Genomic DNA, 16,298 nt, shown 5'->3' with positions numbered 1-16,298 from the left:
CTTACCTCGTCTTGATGGCATAGTGACGCTCGGCCCACTTGAGCGCCGAGGTGGAGACTGCGGTGAAGATCAGGAAAATTAACGCCACCGCCATGTAGAAGGTGAAGGGTTGCTGGGTCGAGCCCGCCGCTAGCGAGGCTTTGCGCACCATGTCATCGAGGCCGATGATGGAGACCAGCGCGGTGGTTTTCAGCAGCACCAGCCAGTTGTTGCCAAACCCCGGCAGAGCGTGGCGCATCATCTGGGGGAAGAGGATCCGCACAAACACCTGGGTTGCCCGCATGCCAAAGGCCCGTGCGGCCTCCAGCTCACCTTTGTCCACCGCCAGAATGGCGCCGCGAAAGGTCTCGGTCATGTAGGCGCCGAAGATAAAGCCTATGGTCGCGACACCGGCCACAAAGGGGCTGATGTCGATATAGTCCGGAAGCAGGGAGACCCACTCCTGATTGGGATTACTCTCCAGTAACCAGCTGTTGTAAGTCTCGTTGACCCAGGTGCAGATACCGTTGATCAGCACCTGGCCGCCAAAGAAGAGCAGCATCATCAGCACCAGATCGGGGATGCCGCGAATGATGGTGGTGTAGCCGGTGGCGATGGCCCTGGCCCACTTGTAGGGAGAGAGTTTGGCCAGCGCCCCCAGCATCCCCAGCAGCAACGCCAGCAGCAGGGAGGCCAGCGCCACTTCCAGGGTGACCCAGGCGCCCTCCAGCAGCGAGGCTTCGTATCCTTTCAAATCAAACATATGCAGCTCCATCGCCACTGAATCTTCACGCACCTGCTAACCAGAAGGCTCCATAGCAGTCCGAATGAAATATGTGCAGCTCCATTGCAATCAATGCGGGCCCGTAAACTCCCTCAGGGAGGTGACGGGCCCGATGACTACTGACGGGATCAACCTGTCGTTACTTGCCGTAGACGTTTTTGGACTTACTCGCCGTAAACGTCTCTTTGTTTTACTCTCCGTAAACGTCGAACTCGAAGTACTTGTCGTTGATTTCCTTGTACTTGCCGTTGGCACGCAGCGCCAGAATGGCGGCGTTGAATTTCTCTTTCAGATCCTTGTCAGCCTTGCGCACCGCAATACCGGCACCCTCGCCAAACCACTTGGGATCGGTCAGTTTAGGGCCGACGAATTCAAAGGCATCACCCCCCTCTTTCTTCAGCAGACCGTCGGTGATGGCGGCAGAGTCGGCCAGCACATAGTCCACACGACCGGATTTCAGATCGAGATAGGCTTCATCGGCCGTACCGTAACGCTTGATGGTGGCGTTGGGGAAGTTGTCGGTAATAAAGGTATCCATGGAGGTCGCACGCTGCACCGCGACGGACTTGCCTTCCATAAAGGCTTTGTCGAGCTGCACATCAGTGCCCTTCTTGGCGGCAAAGCGGGCCGGAATGTGCTGGTACTTCTGGGTGAAGTCCACCTTCTTCTTGCGCTCTTCGGTGATGTCCATGGTGGCGATAATGGCGTCAAACTTGCGTGACAGCAGCGCCGGAATGATGCCGTCCCAGTCCTGCTTGACCAGGGTGCACTTCACTTTCATCTCTTCGCACAGGGCGTTGGCGATGTCGATATCAAAGCCTTTCACCTCGCCACTGGGCTCGGTCCAGGAGAAGGGGGGATAGGCACCCTCAACCCCGATCCGGACCTCTTTCCACTCCTTGGCCATCAGGCTACCGGACGCGAGGGCAGTGACTACGGCTGTCGCCAGCATCAGCTTGTTCATGTATCTCTCCTTGATAAAACAGTTGATTGGGTAACCAGGCATCCCGCCATCAGTAGATGGAGGAGATGAATTGCTTGAACCGCTCGGATTTGGGATGGGCGAAAATCTCCTTGGGGTTGCCCTCCTCTTCCACCCGCCCCTGATGCAAAAACATCACCTTGTTCGATACATCCCGGGCAAACGACATCTCGTGGGTCACCACCAGCATGGTGCGTCCCTCTTCGGCCAGCTCGCGCATCAGGCCAAGTACTTCTCCCACCAGCTCGGGATCCAGCGCCGAGGTGGGTTCGTCAAACAGCATCACCTCGGGCTCTACCGCCAGCGCACGGGCAATGGCGGCCCGCTGCTGCTGACCACCGGAGAGGTGACCGGGATAGTAGTCGCGCCGCTCCCAGAGTCCAACCCGGTTGAGCAGTTGCTCTGCCTTGGCCAGTGCTTCGGCGCGAGGCACCTTGAGCACCTGGATCGGCACTTCGATGATGTTCTGCATGATGGTCATGTGTGACCAGAGATTGAAACTTTGAAACACCATGGCCAGTCGGCTGCGGATCCGCTCCACCTGACGCATATCCTCGGGCAACCGCTCGCCGGCGCGGCTGGTTTTCATCCGGATCAACTCGCCATGGAGCGAGACGGTGCCGGATGAGGGGGTTTCAAGCAGATTGATACAGCGAAGAAAGGTCGACTTCCCCGAGCCGGAGGAGCCGATAAGGGAGATCACATCCCCCTTGTGGGCGGTCATGTCGATGCCCTTGAGCACTTCGTGGGTGCCAAAATATTTGTGCAGATCACGTACTTCCAGTGCGGCAACGTCGCTCATCCATTACAACCTTGTCTGTCCCTAGACGCCGCAGGGGCGTGACTCAACCATCGTCCATTTAACAAAAAGTTAACCGATGGCAACCTTCAGCGAAAATATCACCCGGATAGTGAAAAAACAATACAGAACGAGGGTCTTCAGAGGATTCGCTCTATTTTTATTCGCTCCTTGCGTATTTTTCAGCACTTTGTTTGCATAAACAGCCGTTTCAATGGCTGTTCCGATACCGCCTTTTTATACCCCAATCATATCAGTGGCAAGAGAAAAGCGTGATGTGTGCCAAACCGGCACCAAAATGGCTTTATGCAGACCCTTGCAGAGCGAAATATCAGACCCCAAGATCGGATCAACTTGATTTCATTGGTGCACTCGGGCTCGCACAGAACCTTATCAAACAGAGAGGTTGTGGCAAAAAAGTAACAATTAGCCCCCAAAAGGGCTGTTTTTGGCCATGAAAGCGAGAGATATGTGACACAGAGCCAATAAGTAATGATAAGGTGGTGTTTTTATCAGTTTTTGTGATCGAGGCCTCGATGCTGCTCAATGTGTTGCTGATCCTGTTGCCACTGGCAATCGGCTATCTGGTTCCCCTCTCCTCTGCCCGACTGATCAAGCTGGTCAACCAGAGCCTGGGCAAGATGGTCTACCTCATTCTATTTCTGATGGGGCTCGGGCTTGCCTATGTGGAGAACCTGGGCAGCAATCTAGCGGTGATCTTCAAGGTCGCCGGGGTGATGCTCACCGCGATCACGCTCTGCAACCTGCTGGCCCTCTGGTGGCTCGACAAGCGCACGCCGCCGACCCACGAGGCGAGCGATGCCAAGATGCCGGGCAAGTTGCACCTGTTGTGGGAATCCCTGCAGCTCTGCTTTGTGGTGCTCGGCGGCGTGCTGCTGGGTCTACTGGTGGATCTGCGCGCACTGCCCATCGACAAGTGGAGTGAGTGGGCCCTGATGCTGCTGCTGTTTCTCATCGGGGTGCAGATGCGCAACTCCGGCATGCGGCTGCGCCAGATCCTGCTCAATCCCTGGGGGATGAAGATAGCCGCCACCGTCATCCTCAGCAGCTGGCTTGGCAGCCTGCTGGCGGCCCAATTGCTGGGGATGCCCTTTGCCCATGGTCTGGCGATGAGCTCGAGCTTCGGCTGGTATTCGCTCTCCGGCATTCTGGTGGCCGACAAACTGGGGCCGGTGCTCGGTTCTGCTGCCTTTATCAACGATCTTGGGCGTGAGCTTATCGCCATCCTGATCATCCCGGTCCTGATGCGACGCCACCCCTCGGCAGCCATCGGTTACGGCGGCGCCACGGCGCTGGACTTCACCCTGCCGGTTATCCAGAAATCAGGGGGCATTCAGGTGGTGCCGGTGGCCATTGTCTCCGGCTTTATCCTGAGCCTGCTCGGCCCCATCCTGATCCTCGGGTTTCTGGCGATCTAAGCCTGATTTCCACATTGCAGATCAAAAAGCCCGACCTTGTTGTCGGGCTTTTGCTGTTTGAATCAACCACGCACTGGCTGCGATATTGCCCGCAGCCTTATTCGCGCCACTGGCCGCCACTCATCACTCGCTCGATAGCAAACGTCCGGTCGTGCACCAGCAGCAGATCCGCATCCTGCCCGACCCCGATACGCCCCTTGCTGCCGAGCCCCAGCGCCTGCGCCGGATTGCTCGTCACCGCGGCCAATGCCGTCTCCAGCGAGACACCGAGTTGGGTCGCACGCACGCACTGCTGCCACAGGCTGGCAATCTGGCCGCAGCGCATCTCGATTAGCCGCCCTTCGCCATCAAAGCGCGGCAGGCTGGCGTTGGCATCCGAGCTGAAGGTGATGCGCGCGGCAGGCACACCGGCGACCAACAGCTCGAGGAGCGCATCGGCGGCAAGCCGCTCGCCATCCTCCAGCAGATCGGGAAAGCTCGAGGTGGTGAGATCGACCCAGCCTCCCGCCCTGCCCCACTCGATGGCCTCGGCAAAGAGCCAGGGGTTGCGGTTGCAGTGAGTGGGATAGAGCTGGCGCAGCGGAATGTCGGTCTCATCGCGCAGGGCCCGCAGGGGCGCCAATGCCCCCTTGCCATCCCCGACATGGAAGAAGCTGACCCCGCTCTTGCTCGCAAGCAGCCCGGCCACTCGCGCCTCGCTGGCAAGTCTGGTCAGCTCATCGTGGGTCGGCGCACTGGATCTGTGGTCGCTGATGGCCACCTCCCCCACCCCCAATACCTCGGGGATCAGGATGATGTCCGACTCCACCGTGCCGGTCAGGGTCTTGACCGGCAGATGGTAGGAGCCGGTATACATAAAAGCGCTCACCCCGGCGGCGCGAAACTCACGCACCTTGCCGAGCACCTGCGCGGGAGTGCGGGTCAGGCTGTCTGTGCCAAGCGCCGCCACCAGGGTAGTGACGCCGGCCTTGAGCGCCTCGCTCGCCGCCAGTTCTGGGGTGCGAAAGGCAAAGCCCCCCTCACCGCCACCGCCAGTAATATGGGCCAGCGGATCCACCAGCCCAGGTACCAGATAGCGGCCACGACCATCGACCCGATGCAGCGGCCAGTTTGTGGGCACCGTCAACCCCTTGCCCATCCAGGCGATACGGCCATCGGCCACCAGCAAATCCTGCTGGCCAAGGTGGGTGGGGCTGAAGATCTCGGCTCCCTCGATCAGGGTCAACATGGCGATCCTCCTTGCACAATTGTCGCTTGCCCAATGAAAAGAGAGGGAGCAAGCTCCCTCCCCCCGTCAACCACCATATATATCGTACTTGAAGTACTTCTGGTTGATCTGCTGATAGGCGCCATTGGCACGCAGGGCCTTGATCGCCTCGTCCAGCTTGCCCTTGAGCTCCTTATCGCTCTTGCGCACGGCGATCCCCATGCCATCACCAAACCACTGACGATCGGTCAGGGCGGGCCCCACATAGTCGAACTTGTCGCCCCCCTCTTTGCCAAGCAGTCCCTGCTCAATGGCAGAGGCATCGGCCAGCAGGGCCAGCACCCGACCCGCCTTCAGATCGAGATAGGCCTCATCGGCATTGCCGTAGCGGACTATGGTGACATTCGAGCCAAAATTGTCGGTCAGGTACTTGTCGTGGGTGGTGGCACGCTGCACCCCGATGCGCTTGCCCGCCATGCCTTCCGAGGTCAGCGTCAGCTCGGTTCCCTTGGCCGCCACAAAGCGATTGGGAATATGGGCATATTTCTCGGTGAAATCGACCTTCTGGCGCCGCTCGTCGGTGATCGACATGGCGGCGATGATGGCGTCGTATTTGCGCGACAGCAGGGCCGGGATCATGCCGTCCCAATCCTGCGCCACCAGCTCGCACTTGACCGCCATCTGCTTACAAAGGGCGTTGGCGAGATCGATATCAAACCCCTTGATCTCGCCCGACGCATCGGTCCAGGAGAAGGGCGGGTAGGCCCCCTCCACCCCGAAACGCACGGTTTTCCACTCCTTGGCTATGGCGGGGGTGGCCAGCAGGCTGGCAACAAACAGGGCTGAGAGGGTCAGTCTGATCTTCATCATGAGTACTCCATTACATAAAAAGCGCACAGGCGCGGACAAGGCACCGCAAGCGAATGCATACGATGACCAAAAGCGGCAAAATCTGGATGAGCGAGATCACGCCCAAGCGGGCGTCAGTGAACTGCTCCAGGGGTTCGATCTATTCGTCGAACCACTCGGAGAGATAGAAAGGCTTGAAGTAGAAGGCCAGAAAAAAGCCTCTGGCTTTGCGCATCATGGTGGTTTGTCGCGTCCTGTGACAAAGATGGCAATCACCTTAGCACGCCCCAAATTTGCCCGGCAAGAGGCAGCAGCAGGGCAGTAGCAAAATCCCGATCATGGTCAAGGCGGGCAGGATCCGTTAGGCTCGAAGCACCTTGCCATCCCATAACAGACCCACCGCGACCGATGAATTTTCTGGCACATCTCCATCTGGCAGTCCACACCCGAAGCTCCCTCACCGGCAATCTGCTCGGCGATTTCGTCAAAGGCACGCTGCCCACGGGGCTTGCCGCCCACTTCGATGAGGGGATCTGGCTACACCGCAAAATTGACGCTTTCACCGACAGCCACCCCGAGCACAAGGCGGCGGTCGCCTGTTTCGAGGCCCCCTGGCGCCGCTTTGGCGGCATAGTGGTGGATATGATCTACGACCACTGGCTGAGCCAGCACTGGGAGCTGTTCAATACCGAGCCCCTGCCCCGCTTCCTGCAACGCAGTTATGAGCAGCTATTGGCGGATCACCCACGCCTGCCGGATGGACTGCCACTCCCCCTCAAGCGGATGGCCGAGCAGAACTGGATCGCCTCCTACAGCAACAGGGAGGGGTTGGGGCAAGCGCTAAATGGCATCGGTCGCCGACTGCGCCGCCCGGTACAACTGGGAGAGGCGCTACTGACCCTCGATGAGTCGCAGTGGCAAACATGCGAGGCGGGGTTTTTGCGTTTCTATCCCGCGCTGATGGACTTTAGCCAGCAGCAGCTGGCCCAATATCGGGCAGCCCAAGGGGCACAGTGATCCCTCTGGATAAAGCAGCTTCCCCATAAAAAACGCCCCTTGCGGGGCGTTTGTCATCAGTTGGCTTCGTCTTTCTTTTTGCGAATGCTTAAGCCAAGTTCCCGACCACGCAGTCGGGCGTAATAGATGGTGCCGACAAAGGCGAGAGTGGTGAAGACCAGCTCCACCAGCGCCAGCCACCGCTCCCCCTCATCCGTGGTGATCAGGGTGAGGGCGTGGAGGAAATAGGGCATCAACACGAAGTTGCCCCAGGCGTGGGTGTAGGGGTTGCCCTGCACTATCCCCTTGAGAGGGAAGAGCAGCGGCACCGTCCAGATCACCGGCAGCAGCCAGGGGTTGAGGTCCGGATGAGGCGACAGCCACAGATGCCAGAGGATGACCCAGCACAGCAGGCCGAAGAAGCCGACCAGAGTCAGCCAACGTGCGAAGCGGGTGCTCACTTGAGGATCTCCAGCACCTGCTCCGGCGGCCGACCAATGCGGGCCTGACCGTTCTTGATGACGATGGGACGCTCGATCAGCTTGGGATGCTGATGCATGGCGCGGACGAGGGCATCGCCGCTGACACCGGCCAATCCCAGCTCCTTGTAGAGATCCTCCTTGGTGCGCATCAGCTGGCGGGGATCGCTAAAACCGAGCAGAGAGAGCAAGTTGCGGATCTCATCTTCGCTTGGGGCCTGCTCCAGATAGAACACCACATCAGGGGCGATCCCGTGCTGTTCCAGCAGGGCCAGGGTTTCGCGACTCTTGGAGCAGCGCGGATTGTGGTAGATTTGGGTCTCGCTCATGGTAACTCCCTGATTAATCGCAAGATGGGACTAGAAACGGCGCTATTGTAGGGGAAAGTGATGGTCAGGGTAAGCGGCAGTGGAAAGGAATTGAAACGAATTTGTTGGCTGATTGTGGCGGGCCTGCTGGCCGCCTGCACACCCGCCCCCGAATTTACCGATGCAACAGGGCAGTCGGTCAGCCTGCGCCACTTTGCCGGCAAGCCGCTGCTGGTCAACTACTTCGCCCCCTGGTGCGCTCCCTGCCTGCGGGAGATGCCGCGCCTCAACGGGCTGGCGGCAGAAGGCCAGATCACAGTGGTGGCCATCAACTACGACCCGACCACGCCAGCAGAGCTGGACAAGCTGGCTGCGCAGTATCACATCAAGGTGCCGCTCCTTATTGCCAATGAAGATGCCAGGCTCCCCTTCCCTCGTCCAAGCGGCCTGCCCACCAGCTATCTGCTCGATAGCGAGGGCAAGCTCAAGCAGACGCTGGTCGGCGAGCTCGACCAGCAGCAGATCGAGATGCTCAAGGCGACCGCCAGCAGCCTGAGTCACTAGCCCATCGCTGCTATCACCGTCCCCCACATCAACGCCACCGCCATAAACAACAAGGGCGCACCATAGTGCGCCCTTGTTTGATATGTTTCGTTAGCCCTTGAGGCTGTCGAGATCCTTCTTGGCCCGCTCCAGCTCGGTGATGCGCGCCTCCAGACGAGCCAGGGTCATCCGATCGCTGGTGGTACCGCGTGCCACGATCAGCTCGTCGATGGCCGCCTGATAATCCCCGCGCAGTGCGAGCATCTCGGCCCGCGCCATATGCAGCTCGGTCATTCTGCCCGCCTTGCGATAGGCATCGGCCAGCAGGTTCCAGGCCAGATTGTTCTCCTCATGGGCACGGGCATAGGGGTCGAGGATGGCGATGGACTTCTTGTAGTTGCCGCTCTCGAGGTAGGCGTTGCCGAGGTTGACCACCACCACTTCGTTATCCGGCATCCGGCTGCGGAACTTCTCGAGGCGCGCGATGGCCTGGGCACTGCGCCCCTTGGCCAGATCGATGTCGGTCTGGGCATCGACGATAAAGAGATCTTCCGGATGACGGGCCGCCAGCTCCTGCATCAGGGTATCCGCCTCGTCGGTGCGCTTGAGCTGGATCAGCGCCAGCGCCTTGCCATAGATGGCGGCATCCTTGAGCGGATAATCCCCCTTCTGGATCCGGCTATCGAAGTAGCTCAGCAGCCCCTGCGGAGTATCGGTACCAAAACGCACCTGAATCCGCACCTTGGCCAGCCAGAAGTCGAGACTGGGCGGCAAGTCGCGGCGACCATAGCTGCCCGCCCGAGCGCGGGCCTCGCTGATCCGGGTCTCCGGCAGCGGGTGAGTGAGCAGCATCTCCGGCGGCTTGCTGGCGTAACGGTATTCGGCAGCCAGTTTCTGGAAGAAGTTGGCCATCCCCATGGGGTCGAAACCGGCATCATAGAGGGTCTTCATGCCGATGCGATCCGCTTCATATTCGTTGTCGCGGGTGTAGTTGATGGCAGACTGCATGGAGAGGCCCAGCGTGGTCTGCAGCGCAGCGATACCGGCGGTCGGGTTGATCACCGCCAGCGCGATGGAGCCAACCAGACCGGCCAGAGTCACAGCCGAACTGCTCGCCTGCGCCTCCATGTAACGGGCGATATGGCGTTGGGTCACGTGGGTAATTTCGTGGGCCAGTACCGAGGCCAGCTCGCTCTCGCTGTCGGCGTAGAGGAAGAGGCCGGTGTGCACCTTGACTCGCCCACCGAGGAAGGCGGCCGCGTTGATGCTGGGATCATTGATGAGGAAGAAGGTAAACGGGAAACGTACCCCATCGGCGTTGGTCAGCAATCGCTGACCCAGATCGTCAATGTACTGGCTCAGCACCGGATCATCGATGATCGGCAGACCCGCACGGGCAAAGCGCATAAAAGCGTTGCCGTAACGCACTTCCTGCTCGATGGGCAGGGCAGCAACCCCGGCCGTGCCGATGTCGGGAAGCTGATTGTTGGCCTCGGCATGAAACGTGGCGCCCATCAGGGAAGCCAGCAGGGGAAGCGATGCCATCAGGGGGGAAAAACGTGCCACGTTATCTCTATCTCCATCAGAAAGGGCCTCGGCAGAATACCCTTGCCCATCAAGGGCTACAAGCGTTGTTTCATGCTCTTATCACGGCCATAATAGCGGCCACCTGCCTGATGGAGCCCCCATGGAAATTCTCGACCTGACCCCCTGGCGCTGCCCCGAGCCGCTGATCCGGCTCAAGCTCTGGTTAAGGGGGGCCAAAAGCGGTCAAACCGTCACCATCCGGCTGGCCGATGCGGGCTCCCGGCAGGATATTCCGGCCTATCTGCACCGTCAGGGCCACCATGTCGAGGTGCAGCAAGAAGCGGACAAAACCCTCTCTTTGCAGTTGGTTGTCGGGGCGAAACAACCATCTTGAGCCCCAGTGATGTAAGGATGCCGTCATGTTAGAAGTATTGAAGCGCTGGTATCAGACCCGTTTTTCCGATCCCGATGCCGTTACCCTTTTCCTGTTGCTGGTGTTCTGCTTCACCATCATCTGGCTGTTTGGCGATCTGCTGGCCCCCCTGCTGGTGGCACTGGTAATGGCCTATCTGCTTGAGTGGCCGGTCGCCCGGCTGCAAAAAGCGGGGCTGTCGCGCACCCTGGCCACCAGCGTCATTCTGATCCTCTTTATTGCGGTAGCAGTCGCCTCCTTGCTGGGTCTTATCCCGACGCTGGTCAGTCAGGGGATCAATCTGGCCAAAGAGGCGCCGGCTATGCTGACCCACGCTCAGGATTATGTGCGCACCCTGCCTGACAAATACCCCGAGCTCATCGACGTCAGTCTGGTGGAGACCGTCATCGACAATATTCGCCAACGCATCCTCAGTGGCGGCGAGCATCTGGTAAGCGCCTCCCTCAGTTCGCTGGTCAACGTGGTCGCCATCATGATCTACCTCATTCTGGTGCCGCTGATGGTCTTCTTTATGCTCAAAGACAAGCGGGTACTGATGGGCAGCCTGCGCCGCTTCCTGCCGCGCAACCGCACCCTGGTCAACCGGGTGTGGGTGGAGATGAACAACCAGATCATCAACTACATCCGCGGCAAGGTGATCGAGATCCTCATCGTAGGCATCGCCACCTATGTTCCCTTCGCCCTGATGGGACTGCGCTACTCTGTGCTGCTGGCGGTCGCGGTCGGCTTCTCTGTGCTGATCCCCTATATCGGCGCCGCCGTGGTGACCGTACCGGTAGCCATGGTCGCCCTGTTCCAGTGGGGGCTCACCCCCGAATTCGCCTGGCTGATGGTGGCCTATCTGGTCATTCAGGCCCTCGATGGCAACCTGCTGGTACCTGTGCTCTTCTCGGAAGCGGTCAACCTCCATCCGGTGGCCATCATCATCGCCGTGCTGGTCTTCGGCGGCTTGTGGGGATTCTGGGGAGTCTTCTTCGCCATTCCCCTCGCCACCCTGGTCAAGGCGGTGCTCAATGCCTGGCCAAAACGCGAAGAGATGCCCAGTGCCGCAAAATAACCTGCTTCCCCTGCAATCGTGACAACGGAGTGTCCATGATATTTTTCCGTCAAATCAGAGCGGCAGGGCTAACGGCCCTGCTCCTCGCTGCCGCCATGCCAGCGCGTGCCGATATCGATCTTGGCGCCATGGTTCTGCTCACCAGCGACAGCCCTACCAGCCCGGTGCCACAGGGCTTTGTCGCCGGTGCGGCGCTCATCGGGGGACAGGCCCGTTATGAAGCGCAGGACAACGCCCTCTACGCCATCCCGGGCTTTATCTACTTCGGCGACGACTTTATGTTTCTGGGAGATCGGGCCCGCTATTACTTCCACAAGGATGAGAACGTGGCCCTCTACGGCTATGGCCGGGTCCGTTTTGGCAATCTGGATCCCGAGGACTCTCCGGCCTTTACTGGCATGGAGCAGCGAAAATGGCAGCTGGAAGGCGGGATCGGTGGCAACATCATCACCCCCTACGCCCTGCTGACCGTGCGTGCCAACAGCGATGTCACCGGCCGCAGCAAGGGACAGGAGCTGCTGCTGTGGGCCGATTTCCCCATCCTGCGTGACAACCTGCTGATCATGCCGGGGATGGGGCTGATGCTGCGCAGCGACAAGATGGCCAACTACTACTTCGGCGGCATCTCCGAGAGCGAGGCAACCGCCCAGCGGCCCGCCTGGGATACCGGTACCACCCTCTCCCCGATGACGGCCCTCATCACCAGTTACCGCTTCAGCCCCAACTGGATTGGCATGTTTGCCATGAACTACGAATGGTATGATCGGGACATCAAAAACAGCCCCATCGTCCAGCACGACGGCGAGCTCTATGCGGGTTTTGCGCTGGGCTATATCTGGTAACAGTTATGAATCTTGAACCGTGAGACACGACCAAACAAAAGGGAGCCCTCGGCTCCCTTTTCCACGACCATCAAGCTGGTCGTACAGCCTGCTCAAGCTGCCAATTCAGGCTTACAACGCCGCCAGAAACTCGGTCAGCTGCTGATTGATGAAGGCCGGATTTTCCAGCGACGAGATGTGGCCAGCCATCGGGATCTCCCTGAACGGGCAACCCAGCACCTCGGCCATCAGATAGCCCTCCAGCACCGGACGCGCCTTGTCCTCGCAGCCGGTCATCACCAGCGCGGGAGTGGTGATCTCCTCCAGCCACTCGATACGATCTTCGCGGGTCACAAAGCTGCGGCCCACCGCTACCATGGCGGCAATCTTCTCGTTTGGCCAGGCGGCCAGACGCGCCTTGAAATCGGCCAGCAAGTCGGCATCGGGCTGGTTCGCAAAGAAGATAGGCGCCACCTGTTCGATGATGGGCGCCGGCACGGTGCCGAGCTGCTCGATCATCGCCAGCATGCCGAGGTAGCGCTCGCAGGTGATCTGCGGTTCCAGGCCAACGAAGCTGTCCATCAGCACCAGCCCCTTGAGGCGAGCTGGTGCCATGCGCGCCAGCTCCACACCCCACATGCCGCCGATGGAGAGGCCCACCAGCACGAACTCGTCGACCCCGAGGGCATCGAGCAGCGCCAGGTGATCCCGCGCCAGGGTTGCCAGCGTGCAGGCGCCTTCCGGAAGCAGGTCGGAATCACCGTGGCCCCACAGCTCGGGAACGATGCAGCGATAGCTGCCCTTGAGCGCCTCGATTTGCGGCGCCCACATGGCGCTGTCCCACAGATAGCTGTGGCCAAACAGCAGTACCGGCCCTTGCCCTTCGTCCAGATAGGCCATCCGGCGGCCCGCTATCTCCATAAAATGCTTCATGTTATCTCCTGTTGCCAGCGATGGGCGGGCAGTGTATCACGTCTCCCCTTGGCAGGTGACGCCTCCCTGGTGCAAGCTGGCAGTGACTCAAAGAAGTCACCCATGAAAGGATGCCAAAAGGAGAAGCCCATGGCGAAGGAGAAGAGCAAGAAGCGGCCGCGTCTGGACAAGAAGTGCTACGAGCACCACCTTGCCCATCTGCAGGAGGAGCTGGTCAAGCTGCAGGAGTGGGTCAAGCAGGAGGGGCTGAAGGTAGTGGTGCTGTTCGAAGGACGGGACGCCGCCGGTAAAGGGGGCGTCATCAAGGCGATCACCGAACCGCTCAACCCCCGGGTCTGCCGGGTCACGGCGCTGCCCGCCCCCTCCGATCGGGAGCGCTCCCAGTGGTACTTTCAGCGTTATGTGGCCCACCTGCCCGCCGCTGGCGAGATGGTGCTGTTTGACCGCTCCTGGTACAACCGGGCCGGAGTCGAGCGGGTGATGGGATTTTGCAGCGACGCCGAGTATCGCGAGTTTCTGCGCGCCTGCCCCGAGTTTGAGCGGATGCTGATCCGCTCCGGCATCACCTTGATCAAATACTGGTTCTCGGTCAGTGACGAGGAGCAGGAGAAGCGCTTTAAAGAGCGGATCAACACCCCCATCAAGCGCTGGAAATTCAGCCCGATGGATTTGCAGTCCCGCTCGCGCTGGGTGGAATACTCCCGCGCCAAGGATGACATGTTCACCTACACCGACACCGAGGATTGTCCCTGGTTCGTGGTGGAGGCGGATGACAAACGCCGTGCCCGCCTCAACTGCATCGCCCATCTGCTGAGCAAGGTGCCCTACGAGGCGATCCACTACGAGCCCATCAAACTCCCCCCCATCAAGACCGAAGGGTATGAGCGCCCGCCGCTGGCCAGCCAGACCTTTGTGCCCGATATTACCGCCGAACTCGAGGCCTGAACCGGGTTACCTTGCCTATCTGCGTGTTCAAATCGCAGGCAATAAAAAGCCGGTCTGACGACCGGCAAAAAGGCATTGATTATTAAGAAAGGAAAACCAGCACAACAAAAAATCAGGTACGGATATATTTGGCGGTACGGGGGAACGCCTGCTCCTTGGCATCGAACAGGTAGCAGGCTTCGGCCGGGATACCCACGCTGTAGGTCTGACCGGTCGCCACATCCACATCCGAGGTGGCCTTGACGGTAAAGTCGTGACCATCCACATCCATATAAACGAAGGACTCGGCACCCAGGTGCTCGGCCACCTGCACGATCCCGCTCACCTTGCTGTGCGCATGGGGGTGATCCAGCGGCATCAGATGCTCGGGGCGAATACCCAGCTCCACCTTGTCACCCACAGCGCCACTGCGGGCATCGACCCGGGCACGCACGGTATCGCCAGAGGTCAACTTGACCAGGCACTCCTGCTCGCCAATCTCCAGCAACTCGCCCGCCAGGAAGTTCATCTTGGGAGAGCCGATAAAGCCCGCCACGAACTTGTTGTCCGGGTTGTGGTAGAGATCCAGCGGTGAACCGAACTGTTCCAGGTTGGTGGCAGCTTCGGCCTTGAGCGGGCTCAGCACAACAATCTTGTCGGCCAGAGTCATCGCTTCCACCTGATCGTGGGTCACGTAGATGATGGTGGAGTTGAGCTCCTTGTGCAGCTTGGCGATCTCGATCCGCATCTTGACCCGCAGCGCGGCATCCAGGTTGGAGAGCGGCTCGTCAAACAGGAACACCTGCGGCTGCTGCACGATGGAGCGACCGATGGCGACACGCTGACGCTGACCACCGGAGAGCGCCTTGGGCTTTCTGTCCAGCAGCGGCTCGAGACCCAGGATCTCGGCGGCGCGCATCACCCGCTTGTGGATGTTCTCTTTGTCCATCTTCTTGAGCTTCAGACCAAAGGCCATGTTCTCGTAGATGTTCATGTGCGGATAAAGGGCGTAGGACTGGAACACCATGCCGACGTTGCGCTCTACCGGCGGCACGTCGTTCATGTAGCGACCACCGATGGTCAGCTCACCGCTGGTGATGTCTTCCAGACCCGCGATCATCCGCAGCAGGGTGGATTTGCCACAGCCGGACGGGCCGACGAAGACGATGAATTCGCCCTCCTTGATGGAGAGGTTGATGTTGCGCAGGGTGTCCTTGTGAACAGCCGGATCGTAATTTTTGCGAACGTTGTTGAGTACTACTTCAGCCATGACGAGCTCCGCTCTTGAATCTTTGCAAATCGTGATAGCGGGGGGAGTCAGCTCCCCCGGCCATAAACTTAACCTTTCACACCACCAGCAGTCAGACCGCCAACCAACCAGCGCTGTGCCAACAGGAAGACCACTGTGATGGGGAAACCGGAGAGCACTGCAGCCGCCGCGAAATCACCCCACAGATAGTTCTGCGGATAGAGGTACTGCTGGGCCCCGACCGCCAGGGTCAGATTGTTCACATCCTGCAGCAGGATGGAGGCCATGGGCACCTCGGTAATGGAGCCGATAAAGGCCAGAATAAACACTACCGCCAGGATGGGCACCGACAGGGGCAACAGGATCAGACGGAATGCCTGCCACGGGGTCGCCCCGTCGATGGCCGCCGCCTCCTCCAGGGAGGAGTCGATGGTCTCGAAGTAGCCCTTGATGGTCCAGACGTGGAGGGCGATCCCCCCCATGTACGCCAGGATCAGGCCACCGTGGGTGTTGAGACCGAGCCAGGGGATGTAGTCACCAATCTTGTTAAAGAGCGCGTAGATGGCTACCAGTGCCAGCACTGCCGGGAACATCTGGAAAATCAGCATGCCCTGCAGGATGGTGGACTTGCCACGAAAACGCAGGCGGGCAAAGGCGTAAGCACAGGTGGTGGAGAGCGTCACGATCATCAGGGCTGTGATGCCGGCGATCTTGATGGAGTTCCACAACCAGGTCAGCACCGGGAACGGCGGCGGCGTGATGCTGCCGTCGGCGTTGGTGATGGACATGCCCAGCGCCAGCTTCCAGTGATCCAGCGTCGGATTGGAGGGGATGATCTCCCCTACCGCGAAGTTACCGTTACGAAACGAGATGGCGATAACCATGATCAACGGGAAGATGATCAGCGCCAGGAAGCCCCACATGACCAGGTGAGTTGCCCACACCCGGTATTTGACTGATTTGGGTTGTACGATTGCCATGTTGAAGCC

The 16,298-nt window shown here is 59.7% G+C and carries 19 protein-coding genes; 8 read left to right on the top strand and 11 right to left on the bottom strand.

Annotated elements, in window-relative coordinates:
* Position 1: 1 nt before the first annotated feature.
* From ACTG2G_RS19495 to ACTG2G_RS19485, 3 genes are all read right to left on the bottom strand, one after another.
* On the bottom strand, positions 2–742 hold the full coding sequence (locus ACTG2G_RS19495) for an ABC transporter permease (protein WP_005352911.1): 741 nt from the start codon (positions 740–742) through the stop codon (positions 2–4).
* A 211-nt stretch (positions 743–953) separates the two neighbouring features.
* Positions 954–1,727 (bottom strand): ABC transporter substrate-binding protein, encoded by a 774-nt coding sequence (locus ACTG2G_RS19490; protein ID WP_005337307.1) that lies wholly within the window; start codon positions 1,725–1,727, stop codon positions 954–956.
* A gap of 49 nt (positions 1,728–1,776) precedes the next feature.
* The gene (locus tag ACTG2G_RS19485) at positions 1,777–2,547 is read right to left on the bottom strand and encodes an ABC transporter ATP-binding protein (protein ID WP_005337310.1); all 771 of its coding nucleotides are present in this window, start codon (positions 2,545–2,547) and stop codon (positions 1,777–1,779) included.
* A gap of 533 nt (positions 2,548–3,080) precedes the next feature.
* Between ACTG2G_RS19485 and ACTG2G_RS19480 the strand changes: the two genes are divergently transcribed.
* Positions 3,081–3,983 carry a lysine exporter LysO family protein gene (locus ACTG2G_RS19480; protein ID WP_265776377.1) on the top strand — a complete coding sequence of 301 codons (903 nt, stop codon included), beginning with the start codon at positions 3,081–3,083 and terminating at the stop codon, positions 3,981–3,983.
* Between the two features lie 97 nt (positions 3,984–4,080).
* Here the strand turns inward: ACTG2G_RS19480 and iadA are convergent, their stop codons facing one another.
* Both iadA and ACTG2G_RS19470 read right to left on the bottom strand, forming a co-directional pair.
* Positions 4,081–5,211, bottom strand: a complete 1,131-nt coding sequence (gene iadA, locus ACTG2G_RS19475; protein ID WP_439985770.1) for a beta-aspartyl-peptidase — start codon at positions 5,209–5,211, stop codon at positions 4,081–4,083.
* A gap of 66 nt (positions 5,212–5,277) precedes the next feature.
* Complete coding sequence (locus tag ACTG2G_RS19470) at positions 5,278–6,057, bottom strand: ABC transporter substrate-binding protein (protein ID WP_439985918.1); 780 nt, start codon at positions 6,055–6,057, stop codon at positions 5,278–5,280.
* Position 6,058: 1 nt separating this feature from the next.
* On the opposite strand from ACTG2G_RS19470, the gene ACTG2G_RS19465 reads away from it, so the two are divergent.
* Positions 6,059–6,364 carry a hypothetical protein gene (locus ACTG2G_RS19465; RefSeq protein ID WP_319920542.1) on the top strand — a complete coding sequence of 102 codons (306 nt, stop codon included), beginning with the start codon at positions 6,059–6,061 and terminating at the stop codon, positions 6,362–6,364.
* 83 nt (positions 6,365–6,447) lie between these two features.
* Positions 6,448–7,056 carry an ACP phosphodiesterase gene (locus tag ACTG2G_RS19460; protein WP_439985769.1) on the top strand — a complete coding sequence of 203 codons (609 nt, stop codon included), beginning with the start codon at positions 6,448–6,450 and terminating at the stop codon, positions 7,054–7,056.
* 56 nt (positions 7,057–7,112) lie between these two features.
* Here ACTG2G_RS19460 and ACTG2G_RS19455 read toward each other — a convergent pair whose 3' ends face one another.
* Positions 7,113–7,496, bottom strand: coding sequence for a DUF2069 domain-containing protein (locus ACTG2G_RS19455; protein ID WP_439985768.1), 384 nt, complete (start codon positions 7,494–7,496; stop codon positions 7,113–7,115).
* Positions 7,493–7,843, bottom strand: coding sequence for an arsenate reductase (glutaredoxin) (arsC, locus tag ACTG2G_RS19450; RefSeq protein ID WP_005352924.1), 351 nt, complete (start codon positions 7,841–7,843; stop codon positions 7,493–7,495). Before arsC ends, ACTG2G_RS19455 begins: the two co-directional genes overlap by 4 nt.
* Before the next feature lie 60 nt (positions 7,844–7,903).
* Between arsC and ACTG2G_RS19445 the strand changes: the two genes are divergently transcribed.
* Complete coding sequence (locus ACTG2G_RS19445) at positions 7,904–8,386, top strand: TlpA family protein disulfide reductase (RefSeq protein WP_421283974.1); 483 nt, start codon at positions 7,904–7,906, stop codon at positions 8,384–8,386.
* Positions 8,387–8,476: 90 nt separating this feature from the next.
* Here ACTG2G_RS19445 and ACTG2G_RS19440 read toward each other — a convergent pair whose 3' ends face one another.
* Positions 8,477–9,931 (bottom strand): beta-barrel assembly-enhancing protease, encoded by a 1,455-nt coding sequence (locus ACTG2G_RS19440; RefSeq protein WP_005333848.1) that lies wholly within the window; start codon positions 9,929–9,931, stop codon positions 8,477–8,479.
* A 121-nt stretch (positions 9,932–10,052) separates the two neighbouring features.
* Between ACTG2G_RS19440 and ACTG2G_RS19435 the strand changes: the two genes are divergently transcribed.
* Genes ACTG2G_RS19435 through ACTG2G_RS19425 form a run of 3 tightly spaced genes read left to right on the top strand, consistent with a single transcriptional unit; the run spans position 10,053 to position 12,224 of the window.
* Positions 10,053–10,286, top strand: coding sequence for a sulfurtransferase TusA family protein (locus tag ACTG2G_RS19435; RefSeq protein WP_100654019.1), 234 nt, complete (start codon positions 10,053–10,055; stop codon positions 10,284–10,286).
* A gap of 25 nt (positions 10,287–10,311) precedes the next feature.
* Positions 10,312–11,382 (top strand): AI-2E family transporter, encoded by a 1,071-nt coding sequence (locus tag ACTG2G_RS19430; RefSeq protein ID WP_005361434.1) that lies wholly within the window; start codon positions 10,312–10,314, stop codon positions 11,380–11,382.
* Positions 11,383–11,417: 35 nt separating this feature from the next.
* A complete protein-coding gene (locus ACTG2G_RS19425) occupies positions 11,418–12,224 on the top strand; it encodes a MipA/OmpV family protein (RefSeq protein ID WP_421387393.1) in 807 nt (268 codons plus the stop codon).
* Between the two features lie 111 nt (positions 12,225–12,335).
* Here ACTG2G_RS19425 and ACTG2G_RS19420 read toward each other — a convergent pair whose 3' ends face one another.
* Positions 12,336–13,136 (bottom strand): alpha/beta fold hydrolase, encoded by an 801-nt coding sequence (locus ACTG2G_RS19420; RefSeq protein WP_421231717.1) that lies wholly within the window; start codon positions 13,134–13,136, stop codon positions 12,336–12,338.
* 129 nt (positions 13,137–13,265) lie between these two features.
* Between ACTG2G_RS19420 and ppk2 the strand changes: the two genes are divergently transcribed.
* Positions 13,266–14,081, top strand: a complete 816-nt coding sequence (gene ppk2 / locus ACTG2G_RS19415) for a polyphosphate kinase 2 (protein ID WP_005361444.1) — start codon at positions 13,266–13,268, stop codon at positions 14,079–14,081.
* 112 nt (positions 14,082–14,193) lie between these two features.
* Here the strand turns inward: ppk2 and ACTG2G_RS19410 are convergent, their stop codons facing one another.
* Both ACTG2G_RS19410 and malG read right to left on the bottom strand, forming a co-directional pair.
* Positions 14,194–15,330 (bottom strand): ABC transporter ATP-binding protein, encoded by a 1,137-nt coding sequence (locus tag ACTG2G_RS19410; RefSeq protein WP_005333867.1) that lies wholly within the window; start codon positions 15,328–15,330, stop codon positions 14,194–14,196.
* A 68-nt stretch (positions 15,331–15,398) separates the two neighbouring features.
* The gene (malG, locus tag ACTG2G_RS19405; RefSeq protein WP_005333868.1) at positions 15,399–16,289 is read right to left on the bottom strand and encodes a maltose ABC transporter permease MalG; all 891 of its coding nucleotides are present in this window, start codon (positions 16,287–16,289) and stop codon (positions 15,399–15,401) included.
* Positions 16,290–16,298 lie beyond the last annotated feature (9 nt).

The organism is Aeromonas sp. 55A (assembly GCF_051919665.1).
GTDB classification, from domain to species: Bacteria; Pseudomonadota; Gammaproteobacteria; order Enterobacterales; family Aeromonadaceae; genus Aeromonas; species Aeromonas veronii.
Note: the sequence above shows the minus strand (reverse complement) of the source record. Positions and strands in the feature narration are given on the sequence as shown.